Annotated in this window: 15 protein-coding genes and 1 riboswitch; all 15 genes read right to left on the bottom strand. The window is 47.8% G+C overall.

Annotated features, from left to right (window positions below; genetic code table 11):
* Positions 1-4: 4 nt before the first annotated feature.
* The 15 genes from ACOQOZ_RS14885 to ACOQOZ_RS14815 all read right to left on the bottom strand — a co-directional run bounded on the left by ACOQOZ_RS14885 (position 5) and on the right by ACOQOZ_RS14815 (position 15,589).
* Positions 5-2,194 carry a TonB-dependent receptor gene (locus ACOQOZ_RS14885; RefSeq protein ID WP_420588943.1) on the bottom strand — a complete coding sequence of 730 codons (2,190 nt, stop codon included), beginning with the start codon at positions 2,192-2,194 and terminating at the stop codon, positions 5-7.
* A gap of 91 nt (positions 2,195-2,285) precedes the next feature.
* A riboswitch (TPP riboswitch) is annotated at positions 2,286-2,438 on the bottom strand.
* A gap of 42 nt (positions 2,439-2,480) precedes the next feature.
* Complete coding sequence (locus ACOQOZ_RS14880) at positions 2,481-2,789, bottom strand: S26 family signal peptidase (protein WP_420588942.1); 309 nt, start codon at positions 2,787-2,789, stop codon at positions 2,481-2,483.
* A gap of 13 nt (positions 2,790-2,802) precedes the next feature.
* Entirely contained in the window at positions 2,803-3,303 is a 501-nt protein-coding gene (sodN, locus tag ACOQOZ_RS14875; protein ID WP_420588941.1) for a superoxide dismutase, Ni, read from the bottom strand.
* On the bottom strand, positions 3,303-3,515 hold the full coding sequence (locus ACOQOZ_RS14870; protein WP_420588940.1) for a hypothetical protein: 213 nt from the start codon (positions 3,513-3,515) through the stop codon (positions 3,303-3,305). Before ACOQOZ_RS14870 ends, sodN begins: the two co-directional genes overlap by 1 nt.
* Positions 3,499-3,936, bottom strand: a complete 438-nt coding sequence (locus ACOQOZ_RS14865) for a hypothetical protein (protein WP_420588939.1) — start codon at positions 3,934-3,936, stop codon at positions 3,499-3,501. The genes ACOQOZ_RS14870 and ACOQOZ_RS14865 overlap by 17 nt, the downstream gene beginning before the upstream one ends.
* Before the next feature lie 80 nt (positions 3,937-4,016).
* Complete coding sequence (locus tag ACOQOZ_RS14860; RefSeq protein ID WP_420588938.1) at positions 4,017-5,405, bottom strand: HlyD family type I secretion periplasmic adaptor subunit; 1,389 nt, start codon at positions 5,403-5,405, stop codon at positions 4,017-4,019.
* Positions 5,402-7,240 (bottom strand): type I secretion system permease/ATPase, encoded by a 1,839-nt coding sequence (locus ACOQOZ_RS14855; RefSeq protein WP_420588937.1) that lies wholly within the window; start codon positions 7,238-7,240, stop codon positions 5,402-5,404. Before ACOQOZ_RS14855 ends, ACOQOZ_RS14860 begins: the two co-directional genes overlap by 4 nt.
* A 106-nt stretch (positions 7,241-7,346) precedes the next feature.
* Complete coding sequence (locus ACOQOZ_RS14850; protein WP_420588936.1) at positions 7,347-8,090, bottom strand: heme acquisition protein HasA; 744 nt, start codon at positions 8,088-8,090, stop codon at positions 7,347-7,349.
* 181 nt (positions 8,091-8,271) lie between these two features.
* On the bottom strand, positions 8,272-8,781 hold the full coding sequence (locus ACOQOZ_RS14845) for a hypothetical protein (protein ID WP_420588935.1): 510 nt from the start codon (positions 8,779-8,781) through the stop codon (positions 8,272-8,274).
* A 1-nt stretch (position 8,782) separates the two neighbouring features.
* A complete protein-coding gene (locus tag ACOQOZ_RS14840; protein ID WP_420588934.1) occupies positions 8,783-9,994 on the bottom strand; it encodes a DUF1566 domain-containing protein in 1,212 nt (403 codons plus the stop codon).
* Positions 9,984-10,703: a DUF1566 domain-containing protein gene (locus ACOQOZ_RS14835; RefSeq protein ID WP_420588933.1), complete on the bottom strand. Its 720-nt coding sequence runs from the start codon at positions 10,701-10,703 to the stop codon at positions 9,984-9,986. The genes ACOQOZ_RS14840 and ACOQOZ_RS14835 overlap by 11 nt, the downstream gene beginning before the upstream one ends.
* On the bottom strand, positions 10,696-12,102 hold the full coding sequence (locus ACOQOZ_RS14830; RefSeq protein ID WP_420588932.1) for a DUF1566 domain-containing protein: 1,407 nt from the start codon (positions 12,100-12,102) through the stop codon (positions 10,696-10,698). Before ACOQOZ_RS14830 ends, ACOQOZ_RS14835 begins: the two co-directional genes overlap by 8 nt.
* Entirely contained in the window at positions 12,099-12,482 is a 384-nt protein-coding gene (locus tag ACOQOZ_RS14825; RefSeq protein WP_420588931.1) for a YbaN family protein, read from the bottom strand. Before ACOQOZ_RS14825 ends, ACOQOZ_RS14830 begins: the two co-directional genes overlap by 4 nt.
* Entirely contained in the window at positions 12,473-13,084 is a 612-nt protein-coding gene (locus ACOQOZ_RS14820) for a biliverdin-producing heme oxygenase (protein ID WP_420588930.1), read from the bottom strand. Before ACOQOZ_RS14820 ends, ACOQOZ_RS14825 begins: the two co-directional genes overlap by 10 nt.
* Before the next feature lie 9 nt (positions 13,085-13,093).
* Positions 13,094-15,589 (bottom strand): TonB-dependent receptor domain-containing protein, encoded by a 2,496-nt coding sequence (locus ACOQOZ_RS14815; RefSeq protein ID WP_420588929.1) that lies wholly within the window; start codon positions 15,587-15,589, stop codon positions 13,094-13,096.
* Between the last annotated feature and the right edge of the window lie 56 nt (positions 15,590-15,645).

The following is a 15,645-nucleotide window of genomic DNA, read 5'->3' as shown; positions in this document are numbered from 1 at the left end:
ATTATCAGAACGAATATTTGCCTTCGATACCAACCAAGCGAGGTTCGCCCAATTGAGTCCAATGAGTATTGGCATAGTTATCTCTTGGGTCATTGCCAAAACCAAAGCCACGGGTTTCTACCCGTTGAGCCGTCAGGTTGCGGCCATATAAAGCCACTGCGTATTGCTCAACTTCATAAGCCAGACGTGCATGCCACAGGACGTAGGGTTTCGACTCATTATCGTGAGAATCCGAGAAGAAGAACTTATCTTTTGCCTCACTTTCTACAGTGAAAGTCATGGCAGGCATAAACTGATAAGCCAGAGCCGTTGCAGCCGTATACTCAGGAGCATGTGCTTGCTTACGGCCATCTTTTACAATAATTTTTGCAGGATCTTTTTTATCTTTAGCGTTGAACTGATATTCATCAAACTCTGCATCCAGATAGCCCGCGCTGAAATCCCATTGCAGTTGCGGACTTAACGCCCAGCTACCTTCAATTTCAATACCCTGATTACGGCTTTTACCCGCATTAGCGATAAAGTCGGTAAAGTCTGGTTTGTTGTTCTCATCAATTTCAACAAATGATTGCTTCACCTGCTGATCTTTTCGCTGAATGTAAAACGCAGCAACGCGTGTTTTCAGTTTGTCATCCAGCAGGGAGGATTTCATACCAAGCTCAATCGTATTGTTGTACTCGGTGTCATAGGTGCGATCCGCAGCCTTTAAAGAAGGCTCCGTATTAATGCCGCCAGCCTTATAACCGCGGGCAACAGAAACATACGACATGTGGTTCTGGTTCAGCATATATTCGAGCGTTACTTTACCGCCTTTCAGTGTTTCGTCATTATCAGTATCTGAAATACGATTATCGTCATAGTCGGGTTTCCACTTCTCTAATCGGGCACCGTAGATAAGCTGCAAATCATCCGAAATGATCGTAGAAAGCTCACCGTAGACAGAGTAGGAAGTCGTTTTTAACGTGCTTTTTACGCGTTTATCGGCGCGATTCTCTCCGGTATTGGTGCGGAATACGCTGCGGGATAAATCTTCATCACGATTAAATGCGTAAAGGCCAACAACCCAATCCGTTGTGCCGGCGAAGATTTTTCCGTTCTCTCCTGACATTAAGCGAAGATCCAGGCTATTACGCTGAAACTTTCTTAAATACTGATCCAGTGAGCTGTAACCATAAGCTCCATCTTGTGTCGCCAGACAAGGCCCCTGAGCAACGATACAATTACCGGAGCTGCTGTCATAGCTGCCAAATGCCCAGTCTTCATCGTAGCTGTAATTCACATCTGCTTTTGAAGTCGCTAATACGGCTTCAAAAGTAACAGCGTCAGACAGTTTTGAGTTTAAATCCAGAGCAAAAGAATGGCTTTCTTGTGCATCCACACCAGGATTATCGGAATACGTTGTACGATTCTGATCAAGGCTGAATGCATCGTAACCGTTATCAATGTCGGTATAAAAATAGGTCAGGTTTAGATCGGTATCCGCATTAATTTGAGCGGCGAGTTTGCCACGCACAACAACTTCATCAATATTGTTTGTGTTGTCACGGTCCAGGTGATCGTTCTCCATGTAACCATCAGTTTTAAAACTTGAAACCGCTAAACGTCCCTGAACATTGTCAGTTAAAGCGCCTGACACTGCACCACTCTGGCCATGCGTTCCATAATTTCCCAGCTGACCTTTAACGTAGCCCTCGGTCTCTTCTGTAGGTGCTTTGGAGCGAATATTAATCATTCCTGCCAGCGCATTAGCACCAAAACGGGTACCTTGTGGCCCACGTAAAATTTCAACCTGATCGACATCCAATAAGGTCGCCGCACCGCCCAGCCCGGTCATATCGATGCCATCAATCATCAAACCAACTGAAGGGTTTACCGGATCAATAAACTGACTACGCTCACCAATACCGCGAATGTGATAGAAGCGGGCACGGGAACTGCCAGCAGCAAAGTTTACGTTCGGAGCATAGCTGAGTACCTGTTCGAGATGCTCAGCATTACGTTGTTCAATCTGGGCTTCACCCACAACGGTAACCGCTTCAGGCAGAGCCTGGATTTCAGACTGACGGAAATCAGCGGTCACAGTGACGGCATCTAATTCAACCGATTCAGCTCGAGCAGTCAGAGAAACGGCCAATGCCAACGGCGACAATAAAAATGCACGTTTAGCAAAGAAGTGAGTTGGGAACTTGTTCATCAGGTCTTCCTGTTTATAAAAACGAGAGACCCGGTAATGTCGAGCGTGAAGAAAACTGATCAGCTTCCCTGGCTATACAACAAACTGCAATTAGCCTTAGCTTCCCCATTCCTACGCCGGTATTAACCGGATCAGGTTCAAGGGGTTTGCTGTTTAACCAAACACATCACTCACATGATGACGTTGTTGGATAAACCTCAGCATCTCAGGCCAAACTAACGGCTGGCCACCCCCTGGGATAGTTACATCATACTGCCAAAGCAGACATTGTCGAAAGCCCTGTGTATCAGACTTTCGCAGACGGTTGCACCTCTGACGGTACATGCCAGAAGACTTTGCCAAGAATACAGCTGGCTGGCAGCCAGCCCATGGCAGCACTGTTGGTGCTGGCGGGATTATCACCCTGCAACCAAAACTCATAGTCGGTACTGATTGCGGCAATACGTTTAATAATCACACCCAGCGTTGGGTGACGCACAACCACAACATCATCGAGTTGGTAGCGACGTAAGAAATTACGACGGCTGATAACAAAATCGCCGTCGTTATAAGACGGGGACATACTCTGTCCCCTGACTTTATGAATCCGGATCATAGGCACTTAACCATTAGCCCAGCTTCGGATACACCACCTGCTCTTCCGGCGGATACGGGCAGGTTGCAGTAAAGGTATCAACACCTTTGGTTGCCCAGAAGCTGGCCGCAAATTCATTCACCAGCGTCAGCAGCTTTTCTGCGGGCTCACGGGTAATGTGCTGTTTACACGCTGAACCAGCCAGCATGATGCTGTGTACCAGCTCGTTGGTGTTCGGGTATTTTTCAAACTGCGGCTGCTTGAAGTAATCGCCCCACATGGTGCGTACTTCGTCTTTGACTTTGGCCGCGTGAATTTCTTTTTCACGCACCAGACGAGACAGCTGTGCCTGATCAGCCACGGTCAGTTCGTCTTTCGCTGCAATTTCCTGAATCAGGTCAACGAAACGAATAACACTCAGCGCCGCTACCTGAGCGATCTGAGGGTCGTAAATTTTGCATGGGATATCACAATGAGCGTCGGCACGCTCAAACGTCATCAGCTTATCCAGTTGAGAAAGAACGTTATGTAACATTATTCCTGATCTCCTTGTTGTTCTTGTTTTGCTGTTTTTTTCTTCAGCGCAAAATACACCGCTGCGGCACCAGCGAACGCAATGGAACCGTAGAACAGTGCATGCATCAGCGGGCTTTCCCAGCTGCTGTGGTCATGACCAACGTGTGCCATGCTGGCAGCAGAAGTAACGGAAAGGCCAAGAGCCAGTCCGGCTTTAACGAGTCGGGACATTTTGAGTAACCTCTATTTCAGGGTGGGACGTCGAAGACATGCGGAAATCAAAGGGTTGTGGCACGTAGTTATTACGGCTGCCGTGCGATTTGATGTGTTTGAGCAGCTGGGTATAACTGCAACGCAAACCACTCATCAGAGCATCGTCGACCGGCTGTTTCGCGGCAGCATGCTGCAGAAACTCATAACCCTCGCGCAACATATCTTCACTTTTGCTGAATAACTTCTGGGCATTAAAAACGTCTGCCTGGTTGTGATAACTGACAACCAGCGCCGCAACGGCTTGCTGACGATTAAACCAGGCAGGAAAAATTTTCCGGGCACGCAGAATGGCCTTGTTATAGTCCTGTTCTGCTTCAAGGTAGCGCTTTTCAAGAAAGTGACGGTTGCCACTCTGAATATGCAACTTCCATTGATCCATCAATCTTCCCGCCGTATTAGAATTCCGCAAAACGATACTATTGCGAATCATTTTCATTTGCAACAATACAAAAGCAGGGGTTATTCCTCAGTCAGTGCGGTTTGAGTGCGGTCGAGTAACGGTTTAAACAGGTAATTCAGCAGCGAACGCTCACCGGTTTTGATCATCACCTGCACCGGCATCCCGGGACGAAATTCCAGATGTTCAACCTTCTCCAGACTGCTGTGATGGATGGCAATGGTGAGAGGATAAAACGATACGCCGCTGCGTTGATCGATAATGCTGTCGGCGGCTACCAGCTGTACCTCGCCAAATAATCGTGGTGTGGAATTCTGGTCAAAGGCGCTGAACATCAGCTCTACTTCCAACCCAGGACGAACTTTATCAACCCAGTCCGGCCGCAACTGAGCTTCGACAATCAGCTCACTGTTACTGGGTACAATCTGCATCAGTTCACTGCCCGCATGCACCACACCCCCTTCGGTAAATACCTGCATTTCCACCACAGTACCGGCCACCGGTGCCAGCACACGGGTATTTTCCAGCTCAAACTGCGCCGCCTGTAACCGGCTGGAGACATCATCCAGCGTCAGCTTTTGCTGCGCCAGTTCGGCGCTGACTTCGCGCTGATATTCCTGCTGACGCTGAGCACGGCGTAATTGCAGCTCAAGAATCTGACTTTGCAGCCGCCCGGTTTTACCAATGTCTTCGGAAATAGCGCCATCAATCTGAGCATAAAAGCGTTCAGACTCGAGCAACTGATAACGTGCGACATTACCGTCGGCAGCCAGCTGCCTTAAACCCTGCAATTGTTCATTTAATTTGTCGCGCTGTGACTCCTTACTCTGACGCGATTTAATCAGCCCGGTTAACGACGCTTTTAATCCCACCATGCTTTCGTCCATCGCCGATAGCTCAGTCTGCAATGCTGACTGGCGGTTGTTTAACAGCTGCTGCTGCAACGGCAACACCTCAGCTAATGCCGCGGGTTCGAGCAAGGGATCTGCTACCAGATGAATCATGGCCTCCCCGGCCGCTTCCGCCAGCAGTCGCGCAACCTGTACTTTGAGATTCAGATATTGAGTGCGTAATGAAACAAACCGGGCTTTGGCCTGCACCGGGTTCAGCTCCAGCAATAACTGCCCGGCAGCCACCTGATCACCGTTTTTTACCAGTATCTGATCAACCAATCCGCCACTCAGGTGTTGTACCATTTTGCGGTTGCCCGACACTGCTAACTGGCCATTGGCACTGACACCTTTATCCAGAGGCGCAAGCGCGGCCCACAGCAACATGGCGCTAAAACCACCCCAGATCAGCCAGAGACCTAAGCTGCGGACACGCCGGTCGCTGCTTTTTAGCGGCGGCGTTTGCTGCCGTTCTTCGTCGCTCCATAAACGGCTGATGTCTGGCTGCGACTGTCGGGGTTGCAAGACCTGCGGCAATAACTGCACGAACGGAAGCATCATTGACCACCTCCACCACTGGAAAGACTCAGACTCAATGACGGCATAGGGCTGACAACGGGTTTTGCTGGCGACGGCTGGCTGTCACTGGTGTGTGGCTGGCTTTTCTGAGAAGGGCCTGCGGCTGGTTGATTAGCAGCAATGGTCTGCAGGACTTTTTCCGGTGTGCCAAAAGCACGAATATTGCCCTGCTCCAGTACCAGTAATTTATCCACACCGTTCAGCAGCTCAGCCTTGTGAGTAATCATCACCAGGGTTGAGCCGGCTTGCTGAATTCGCTGAATGGTTTGCTGCAATGCCATCTCACCTGCCTGATCAAGATTGGCATTCGGCTCATCCAGCACAATTAATTTGGGTTGAGAAAATAATGCTCTAGCCAAACCAATTCGCTGGCGCTGCCCGCCGGAAAGTCCACTGCCATTGTCACCCAATAACGTGTCGTAGCCATTTGCCAGCTGCAGAATCAACTGATGCACACCGGCCATTTGCGCAGCCTGAATAATATCGTCATCACGCTGCTCATAAGACGGACTAAAACGAGCGATATTATCGGCCACCGACCCGGCAAACAGCTGTACGTCCTGGGGTAAATATCCGATGGCCTGACCAAGTTGCTGTTTATCCCAGTGGCGCAGATCGGCACCGTCCAGACGAACCACACCCGCATCGGCATTCACAGCGCCACACATTAACCGTGCCAGTGTCGATTTGCCCGAGCCTGAGCTGCCAAGTACGCCCAGACTTTCTCCTGCCGCTAAGGCAAAATTCAATTGACTGACAATGGCACGCTGGCCGCCAGGTACTGCAACCGCGGCCTGTTGCAGTAACAACTCACCACGTGGCTGCGGTAAATTCAGTTTCTGACTTTGTGGCTGATATTGATGCAGCAACCGCTCCAGTCGCTGAAATGCCTGCTGGGCGCCACTGAATTGTTTCCACACCGCGATTAATAAATCGATCGGCGCCAATACACGCCCCATTAAAATAGAACCGGCGATCATCATTCCCGCGGAGATTTCCTGCTGCAGTACTAACCAGGCTCCTAAACCAAGAATTAATGACTGCAGTGCCAGTCTTACACCTTTCGAGCCTGCACTGATCGCCGCGCTACGATCGCTGGCCTGATTTTGCCAGGCGAGAAGCTGAGTGTGTTTTGCCAGCCAGCGATTCTGTAATTGCGGCAACATACCCATGGCACTGATAACTTCAGAATTCTGTAACTGGCTGCTGGCTTGTTGATTGGCTACAAGTGATAACGCCGCCGCACGATCTAACCCCGGTTGCGATAATTTATGATTTCCCCAGGCTAATAAAACCAGCAACACAGCACCACCAAGTGCCAGCCACCCCAATGCCGGATGGAACAAAAATAACACCGCCAGATAAACCGGAAACCAGGGTGCATCAAAAAAAGCGAATAATGCGTTGCCGGTGGCGAACTGGCGTAGCTGGGTGAGATCGGATAACGCCTGCCCGGTGTTCTGATGGCGGCGGTTTAACTGTGCCTGATGTACTGCACTGAATATTTTTTTATTTAATTTCAGATCCATCTGGGTACCCAGACGAATAACCAACACACTGCGCAGCCACTCCAGAGTAGCCATAAAAACGAACAGTCCCATAACCAGGCCTGTCAGCATCAGCAGGGTCATTTCATTAGCCGAAGCCAATACCCGGTCGTACACCTGCAACATATAAATTGATGGCGCCAGCATCAGAATATTAATCACCGCACTGAACAGCGCAATCACACCCAGGCGACGACGAAATACCTGCCATAAAATCCGGCGTAATGATGAGTTAGTCAGGTTGTTTGCAGAAAACACGGCAGAATTCATACAGGAATATCCGTTGTAAAAGCATATAATAAGACCCGCACACAGCTCAGCTGCCAGGCGAAACCTGTGTGCGGGCGGATAAAGGGCTTACCGATATCCGCTTTTTTTATGCGAACACAACGTCGTTATAATCGCTGACACCGTTAAGAATAATGGTGCCTTCGGTAGTCGTGATGGTCAGGTTACCGCCACTGACAGAGTTACCGGTTTGCGCAGCACCGTTCAGATCGATTTTGTCGCCGGTCTGGTAATCGGTGATGGTGTCGGTACCGAATGACTGACCAAAAGCAAAGGTGTCGTTACCATTACCACCGGTTAATGTGTCGTTCTGACCGTAACCGTGAACAACATCATTACCATTGCCACCAACAACATTTAATTGTTGTGCATTTAATACATCGATTAAATGCTGCACGCCCTGGTTACCATCAACTGCATTATTTGGTTTCATTAATCCGTACAGAACTTTATGAACAACGCCGTCGCGTCCTTCACTTTTAGCCGCAGATAAATCCAGACCTGTGATAGAGAAGTCTTCATCAGCCAGATTGCGGTTGGAAACACCCTGTAAACCGTAACCCAGGCTTAAGCTGTCCAGGTCACCGTACAATGTGTGGCTCGGAGCACTGAATAAGGTGTAGTCCAGGTTACCACCGGCAACGAATCCCAATTTGCTGGTGTCGCCAGCATTAAATAATGAGCCTTCACCCTGTGCGTATTGCGTGCCGCTGGTCGCGAATGGATTCCAGCTGTTGAAGCCACCCCAACCAGACGCGCTGAAGTTGCTTTGGTAGTTTTGCAGATAAGAGTCCAGACCCTGATCAGAATTTACATTAATAGTAATGGTCATTTTCGATTCCTGATAAATGATATTTATTGGCAGCTCCTGCTGCCAGATAAAGCGGCGTCATGCCACACAACGTCTTCCTGACTGATGAGCGTATTCAACTTTGACAATCAAAGATAAGAATTACTCTCATTTATATATCTGACGACTGACCGCCGGAATCGAGTAAAATTTTTTTACTTTTTCAGTGATCTTTTACCAGACGATACACTCCTTTATTGCCGATAAAATCACTTAAAGAAAATATCTGATTATTGTCACTGAAGCTTTTACGGTACCCCGGAAAAATTTCCGTATTTAAACGTGGGAATACACAGCGATATTCAACAATGCTCAGCTGTTCCTTTTCATTAGCAATGCGCCAACCCGGGGTTTTTAACAGCTCTTGCTCCAGAGACAATGCTGGATTATCGACCGCCAGAATTTTTCCTGCTGTATTACGCTGAGAGAATACAATTGGTTCACCGCTACACTGACCTTGTTCAAACTGTTGCCCCAGCAAACAGCGATGCCAGACTAAGTTTGTGGTTTTATGCAGCACAGTTGCAGAGTCTGACTGAACGATAAAGTGTTCACTTGGCGTTGATTCTGGCAGGTTTTCCGCGCACAGCTGTTCTTTTATTTCAGCTGCCAGCAATAAGTCCGGACTGCAGAGTTCAGAACTGATGGCGATGATAAATAATAGCTTTCGCATATTATTGCCCCCCACGAACTAATCGTACGCTACCATGCTTCTTCGCGAAGCTATAACCATAACTATTACTTCCGTTGACGTGGCCATTAAAATGCACGGTCATCACTCCCTGCGCACCGGCGACCACCTCCGGCAAGCCACTTCCCGGAGTGTAAACAGCGTTGAACCAGTCACTCAGCATATAGTCCGCACTCAAGTAATTTTTTTGGGTGTGTGGAAAGTAATCGGTGTCAATTTCTGCAGAGCTTCCCTGCAAAATTTTCAGGGAATACAGCTCGTTAAAACGTGGAATGCGCCAATCTGAAAATCCACATAACTGCGTGACATTGACATCCCTTACATACTGTTCTGTGGTACAGATCTTTTGGCTATTCCCACAATAATCCTCACCACTGTTAATGCCGTTATCCGGTTTTCCGCCATAAATACCGTCATCACCATTAAAACTTTGCCCTTGTAGCGGGCCATCGGTTCCATTTGCGTCAACAAATAAAGAGTTAAAGTAGGTATATAGCCAACGCTTATCACGCAAGTCCCGATTACGCGGATCGGCATGGTCAGTTTTCACTTCCCACACTAACCCGGTTACATTATCCTTGGCACAATGCCATTGCTCAGCAGTGGCCGCTAAATCACGACCCTGCTGATCCAGCTTGGTAAAACTAAACCCCGCAAAACCATCGCTGTTATCGTTATGACTCATGTCGCGACCGGAACCACAATCCTGGTGCTGCGCCTGGCACGATGACACTCCGATATCAGGTTGCAAACGGCCACTGTCATTAATGGGTGTCTGAAAAGCTATGCTCTGATCGCGTACCAACAGCTGAATCTCCCGGGACCGGAACTCAACCTCGGTTATTCCCGAACCAACCAACAAAAAGAAATAATAATGGCCATTTTCAAGACCCGTTAAATGGTGCTGGTTGCCTGCAACATTTATTTCAAGACCATGCTCAAGAGTATGAATATTGTTAAGGTCATCCAGCTCGCTAATAGACTCACGTGCGCTGTAAAGCTTCAGGTTTCCAACGCCATCAGGGGCTTTCCAGCTAAGGACTGCACCATTGCTTTGTGCAGATGCGGTTAAATTAATTGCCCGCACCTGAGCGACCACCTGAGATGGATCAAAATTATCGGCCGATGTCTTAGATTCAAGCTGACAGCCAGATATAAAAACAACAGAAATCATTAAGGCAATTTTAATTTTCATATTGTTTTACCCAGCGAATAGCATAATCGTGATGAGTATCGGTGTATTCCGGATACCAACTTCTTATTTCTGCCAAAGTGCTTTTTGAAAAAACACCTAAAGGAGAATCATCTGGATAGCTGGAGAAAGCCGGGGTCAGATATGATCTGCTTTCCGTTGATTTTCTAACAAAGACTCTTCTCTCGGGAATGATCGAGTTACTAAGCTCAATATACCGCTGCACGATGTTGCTGTTTTCAGCTCGTGTTCTGGTAACGGCTTTTGATATAAAAATTACACTGTTTCTATTACCTAACTGAACGATTCGATCAGGTTTCTGGTTAAACGATAAACAACGATTATCTGCTGTTGAGTTAAGTTCGTTAATATTGGGTAATCGCCAGCGTTTATCCTGCTGATATTGCTGCTCCGCCAGCTGCATCAAGTGTTGCCAGGAGCGAATTTCAATAACGTCACCATCACAGCGGTCGTCTTGATAGGATGCCGTGCCCTGGTTGTTAAATGTCTGGCCATGCAAACAACGTTGCCACTGCAATCCGGTATGGCGATCCAACACACTGCCGTCGTTAAAGAATTGATAGCGTTTCGCCACTTGCTCCTCTGTGCCTGGCGCACAGTGTGATAACAATGGCTCTATGACGACTTCTGCATAGCTTCGTTGTGGCAGTAAAAGAATGATTAAAAATAACCACAGTGTTTTATTATTCATCGTCTTTCCTTACCAGCATCAGCTCGTATTTTTCGGTATGCACAGGTATCCCGTCGCCACCAAATCCACCGTGGAGCGGCTTACTGACAACTCTCGACGATTTCGTACTGCCAGCTTCCCCCATTACGTTAAGCACCAGCACGGAATCACTGATCCAGGTTATCTGATTAATATGATTAAGCGGCACAGGCAGGTCATAAGCCGCGGTATGGCTGATAAAGTTTCCGGGGAACGGAAAATAATCATCATCCGGTGTTTTATCATTACTAGATACAAGGCTGGATAACTGTTCTATTTCTGGTACATGCCAGTCATTAAAGCCACAGAGTCCACGCTGATTAATTTCCAGCGCATATTGCTCTGAAGTGCAAACAAATTGGGGATTAGCACAGTCCTGCGAGCCAATATAAACCACTGTTTTTTCAGCTCCCTCTGCCGGTCGCCAGGAATAACTATCAACCGGTGTATCGGGTATACCGGAAAGAATGTTATCCGAGCCTGCTAACGCCAGTGGGTGGTAACTTTCATCCCAATCGAAGTAACGTGAATTCAGTACCGTAAACTTTGAGTTGATGCTGTGATATTGATCGCGGCCCAGGTCCTGTTTTGCCTCCCAAACCAAACCGGTTTGATTATCTCGCACACAGGCCCAGTTAACCGCACTCCCAGGCAAAACGCTGCCATCATTATCTAACTTATTAAAACGTGTGGTATCTATGCTGGAATTCTCTGAACCGGAAGCATTTTTTCTGCTTAAGTCCTTGCCGAAACTGCAATCCAACAAATGCGCATAAGGCCCTTCACAGGTGTCACTGTACTCGCCATCAGTGTTAATTGAGCCAAGACTGCTGGTATCAGCCAAAGGAATAATAACCTCATCGTCATTCGCGATAATGCCGCTGGCTTCACTGGTGATAATATTGGCGATATCCGGTTCTACCCGGGTAACACTAATGCTCAGATCTTTGCTGATTTCCCAGTCGTTATCGGCGATTAAATCGATCGCTATCCAACTCTGACTCTGACCTTTGTTGATCACTATGGTTTGATTCTGCGGCAAACGATAATCAACACCGGCGATTGCCAGCCCGTTTTCCAGCTGGTAATGAACGGTCATATTTTCTTCTGCCAGCCGATTCAGGGATACAGCAAACAACAATTGGTTTTCTTTTTTGTTCTGCGGGCTTTCGTCTCCTGACACGGAGGTATTGCCTTCAGCAAAACGCGCCGAAGCAAGATAAAGCTGGATTTTCTCTTTGTTGCCCGGAGCATCGGTTTGATCAGGCTGCGGTTTATTCAGGCGATCATTCAACTGCTGTTCTTCATCGGTTAAACCCACATCGCCAAAACATGCCGTCAGCATAAATACAGAAAACGCGCTGAAAATAATACTTTTCATTCAGATAGCTCCTCCATGGTATGCGCGACCGTATGCGGCCTGCTCCAGATGTACCAGGCTCCAATAGCCATCCCCGTTGCAGCAAACGCAACTGATAACATGTGGTCAATAAACAGCACCATCATGCTCAGGCAAAACAACATCGACAGGCTTGACCAGATCTTAAATTTAAGACGGATAACTCTGCCGTTATGCCAGTCGTGGTAAATCGTGGCGATCAACGACTGACGTAACATCCAGGCCTGAAGTCGGGGTGAGCCTTTACCGGCAAGCCAGACACTCAGCAATACAAATTCGGTTGCCGGCAAACCGGGTAATAAAATTCCGATAAAAGCAATTACCAGGCTGAGGCATGCCAGAACGATATAAATCAGTCGCATGCCGGCAAAAACTCTTCCACTTTATGACGTACAAATGAAAAAGCGTCACGGGCACCGGCAATCATTTGTTGCTGTTCAGCCGAATTCAGATCAAGCTGATTGATACACTGTTTTACCTCGCGCCAGTGTTTTGCCCGACCGTCAATATGTCCGGCTAAATGCAACGCCCCCCGATCTTCATTCAGGCCTATTTGCTTCGCCATTTTGAATAAAAATGCGCCGCCAATATTTGATCCTTCAATGGTATAAATCCAGCCCACGGCCTCAGCGGCGGTAACTTTTAGCGGTAAAACCGATGCTAATAATTGCTGCTGTTGTTCGACGTTAAGATTCAGATCCAGGCAATCCTGCACCACCTGATCAAAACGACATCCATGACTGATATTGCCCATTAATGCCGCTACGTTCGGGTCATTAAACAAAGGCCTGACCAGCCAGTGGAAGCACAATTGCATTTTCAGAAAACCAAGGTAGTTCTGCTCCGAATCAAATGGTCGGGCACGAATAATTCGCTTATCCAGCGATTCATGCACCGTTGTTGTCTGACGCTTCAGCTGTTCTGCTAACGTTTCTGTTTTTTCAGTGGTTAAAGATGCTTCCATAATTCCTCCTCAGAAATCCGCGGTAACGGTCAGTAAAAAAGTCCGTCCCGGTCCGGAATGACTGGAACTGAGAGTAACGGGGGTGGCGTAGAGTTGGTCTGTCGCATTTTCCAGCGTCAGGCGGACTATCAGGTCTTTGGTGATTTGATAGCTGCTGTAAAGATCGTATATTTTTGAAGAGCGGAACCTGAGTTCATTCTGTGGTCCACCGGCCAGTTTATTGGCTGAGTAGTAACGGCTACGAATTCCCATTACCCAACGCTGTTGTAACAAACGGGTACCAATATCCAGCGTGGTTTTATGGGCCGGAGGCTGCACCAGAATCATAGCTTCTGCGATATTCAGTTTATTAATCAGGAATTGGCGAAATGTATCGCTGCCACCGTTAGGTAGCGGGTCGTAGGACGGCTGAAAGTCCAGATCGGTGTAGGTGTAATTCAGTTTGCTATAGAACCAGGCGTTATCGTATTCCGACTTTAATTCGAAACCACTGAAGGTCAGTGGCTTGTCTAAATTAACGAAACCTGTCGTAGCATAATATTTAACACTTTCCCCCGGAACGCCTATACCGCCAAAGCTGGGTAAATAAATGGCAGCATTGATCATGTAGTCATCGACTTTATTTTTATAAAAAGCCGCTTTGGTTTTTATGATATCACCGGAACGAAAAACATCAGGCCAATACAGATTAAGCCCTACTTCGAAGTTGTTGCTTTGTTCCGGTTCAAGATTCGGATTGGGGGTTACCGGAGGGCCGGAGTTGCCCACATGCTGGCCATACAAAAGCGTTTCGGTAATCGCCGGTGGTCGCCAGCCTTTGGCATATCCGGCAAATAACTGCAGGCCTTCGATAAGGTCATAGCCAAACGACAGGGTTGGCAGCCATGCACCTTTATCACGATCAACCACATAAGCACGCCAGATACGGCTGACACCATCATCCGGATCAAGCCCCATATCAAAATGGGTTTTTCCCTGCAAGCGGTAGTGGTCGTAACGCAACCCCAGGTGAACTTTCAGCCAATCACGATATTCATATTGCAGTTCGTTAAATACGCTGCCTAATGCTCGCTTACCTTCCGGCGTTGGGCCGCTGAAACTGTTGGTAAAATCACCCGCCGCCCGGAAGTTAAATTGCTGTGCTTTCGGGTCAGTTTCATCGATAAAGTATTCGCCACCGCTGTACCAGGTTAACAGGCCACTGGCGAAGTTAAATTCGTTCTTTAATTCCAGCGTCGCTCCGGTTGTCTCGATCTGATATCTCAGATCAAACCTTGAATAAAGACTGGTGGGAAAAATTTCCTGGTCACTGCGCGTTAACGTTCGCGAAATGCGCGCATTAATATCCGGCGAGCTGTATTCCGCGATCAGATTACGACTGACAATATCCGTCGTATTCTCATCATTATTCGGATTGCGGGAATCCGATGAGGTAAATGCATTAAATTCGTTGTAATTAATCGCCAGGTAACGGATGTCATCAAAGTGATAGCGCGCTTTAAACAGCTTTGAATCCTGATCTTGCTGAGTAAATTTGGCGGTAGCGCCCTGCGCTTTTTTGTCACTGACCGGATCGCCGGTGAAACCTCCGTTGCGGCCCACATCGTAATCATCCAGATCCTTCTGGCTGTAAGCAGCCATCAGATCAAATGAATCAGACTGGTAGCCCAGAGCAGCACTGCCAGACAAACGATAGCCATTCGGGTCCGGGGCGATACCTTTGGTAAGGTTAATGCGTCCACCCCAGTATTCGTCGTTGTCCATAAGGTCATCGGCATTAATGGTGGTGAAGTTAACCACGCCACCCAGTGCACCAGCACCATTGGCGCGGGAGCTGGGCCCTTTTTTTATATCAACCTGGCGAATTAACGCCGGGTCGATATAAGCCTGGCCATTCGCACCATGACCACTCTGTTGATAGTTCTGCCGCGCACCATCCAGTGTCATATTCACCCGACCAAAGTCCTGCATGCCGCGAATATTTACTGACAACCCCGGGCTGCTGCGATCTTCTGCAACAAAAACGCCGGTGACTTCGGAAAATAAATCAGCAGCATGCAGAGGTGGAATTTTATCCAGCTGCTCTTTGGTGACAACGGCATCGCTATTGGGAGTTTTGTATACCCAATCACCTGGCACATAACCACGAACGACCACTTTGGATAATTCCATTGCAACAGCATCAGGGTCCTGCTCCGATACGTTTGCTGCCACCACATAAATTGTCAGACTGCTTTTCTGGTTGTCGATACGAAATGTTAACGAATGTCGGCTAAGCAATACTTCCAGCGCTTGCTCTATGCCATACAAACCAACCACTTCGGTACTGACAAGCTGATCAAATTTAGTGCTGTCAAAAACAATATTGCTATCGGTAATCAGAGCAAAATCCACCAACGCGTGGGACAGTGTTTTTTGCTTGATATTAAATTGGTACAGCAGATTATTTTCTGCGTTCGACGCCAGACTAATAATCAGCAATACACCACAGACAATATGCCTCATGTCGTTTTTACTTCCTTAATTAAACAGGTAAGTCAGTCGGAGACTCACTTACCTGT

Source organism: Bacterioplanoides sp. (assembly GCF_965219715.1).
Classification (GTDB): Bacteria; Pseudomonadota; Gammaproteobacteria; order Pseudomonadales; family Oceanobacteraceae; genus Bacterioplanoides.
The sequence above is the reverse complement of the archived record's forward strand: the minus strand, read 5'-3'. Positions and strand labels throughout refer to the sequence as shown.

Bases quoted from the DNA above. Each gene is read 5' to 3' on its own strand.
- ACOQOZ_RS14885 (WP_420588943.1), bottom strand. From the start codon at position 2,194: ATGAACAAGTTCCCAACTCACTTCTTTGCTAAACGTGCATTTTTATTG.
- ACOQOZ_RS14880 (WP_420588942.1), bottom strand. From the start codon at position 2,789: ATGATCCGGATTCATAAAGTCAGGGGACAGAGTATGTCCCCGTCTTAT.
- sodN (WP_420588941.1), bottom strand. From the start codon at position 3,303: ATGTTACATAACGTTCTTTCTCAACTGGATAAGCTGATGACGTTTGAG.
- ACOQOZ_RS14870 (WP_420588940.1), bottom strand. From the start codon at position 3,515: ATGTCCCGACTCGTTAAAGCCGGACTGGCTCTTGGCCTTTCCGTTACT.
- ACOQOZ_RS14865 (WP_420588939.1), bottom strand. From the start codon at position 3,936: ATGGATCAATGGAAGTTGCATATTCAGAGTGGCAACCGTCACTTTCTT.
- ACOQOZ_RS14860 (WP_420588938.1), bottom strand. From the start codon at position 5,405: ATGATGCTTCCGTTCGTGCAGTTATTGCCGCAGGTCTTGCAACCCCGA.
- ACOQOZ_RS14855 (WP_420588937.1), bottom strand. From the start codon at position 7,240: ATGAATTCTGCCGTGTTTTCTGCAAACAACCTGACTAACTCATCATTA.
- ACOQOZ_RS14850 (WP_420588936.1), bottom strand. From the start codon at position 8,090: ATGACCATTACTATTAATGTAAATTCTGATCAGGGTCTGGACTCTTAT.
- ACOQOZ_RS14845 (WP_420588935.1), bottom strand. From the start codon at position 8,781: ATGCGAAAGCTATTATTTATCATCGCCATCAGTTCTGAACTCTGCAGT.
- ACOQOZ_RS14840 (WP_420588934.1), bottom strand. From the start codon at position 9,994: ATGAAAATTAAAATTGCCTTAATGATTTCTGTTGTTTTTATATCTGGC.
- ACOQOZ_RS14835 (WP_420588933.1), bottom strand. From the start codon at position 10,703: ATGAATAATAAAACACTGTGGTTATTTTTAATCATTCTTTTACTGCCA.
- ACOQOZ_RS14830 (WP_420588932.1), bottom strand. From the start codon at position 12,102: ATGAAAAGTATTATTTTCAGCGCGTTTTCTGTATTTATGCTGACGGCA.
- ACOQOZ_RS14825 (WP_420588931.1), bottom strand. From the start codon at position 12,482: ATGCGACTGATTTATATCGTTCTGGCATGCCTCAGCCTGGTAATTGCT.
- ACOQOZ_RS14820 (WP_420588930.1), bottom strand. From the start codon at position 13,084: ATGGAAGCATCTTTAACCACTGAAAAAACAGAAACGTTAGCAGAACAG.
- ACOQOZ_RS14815 (WP_420588929.1), bottom strand. From the start codon at position 15,589: ATGAGGCATATTGTCTGTGGTGTATTGCTGATTATTAGTCTGGCGTCG.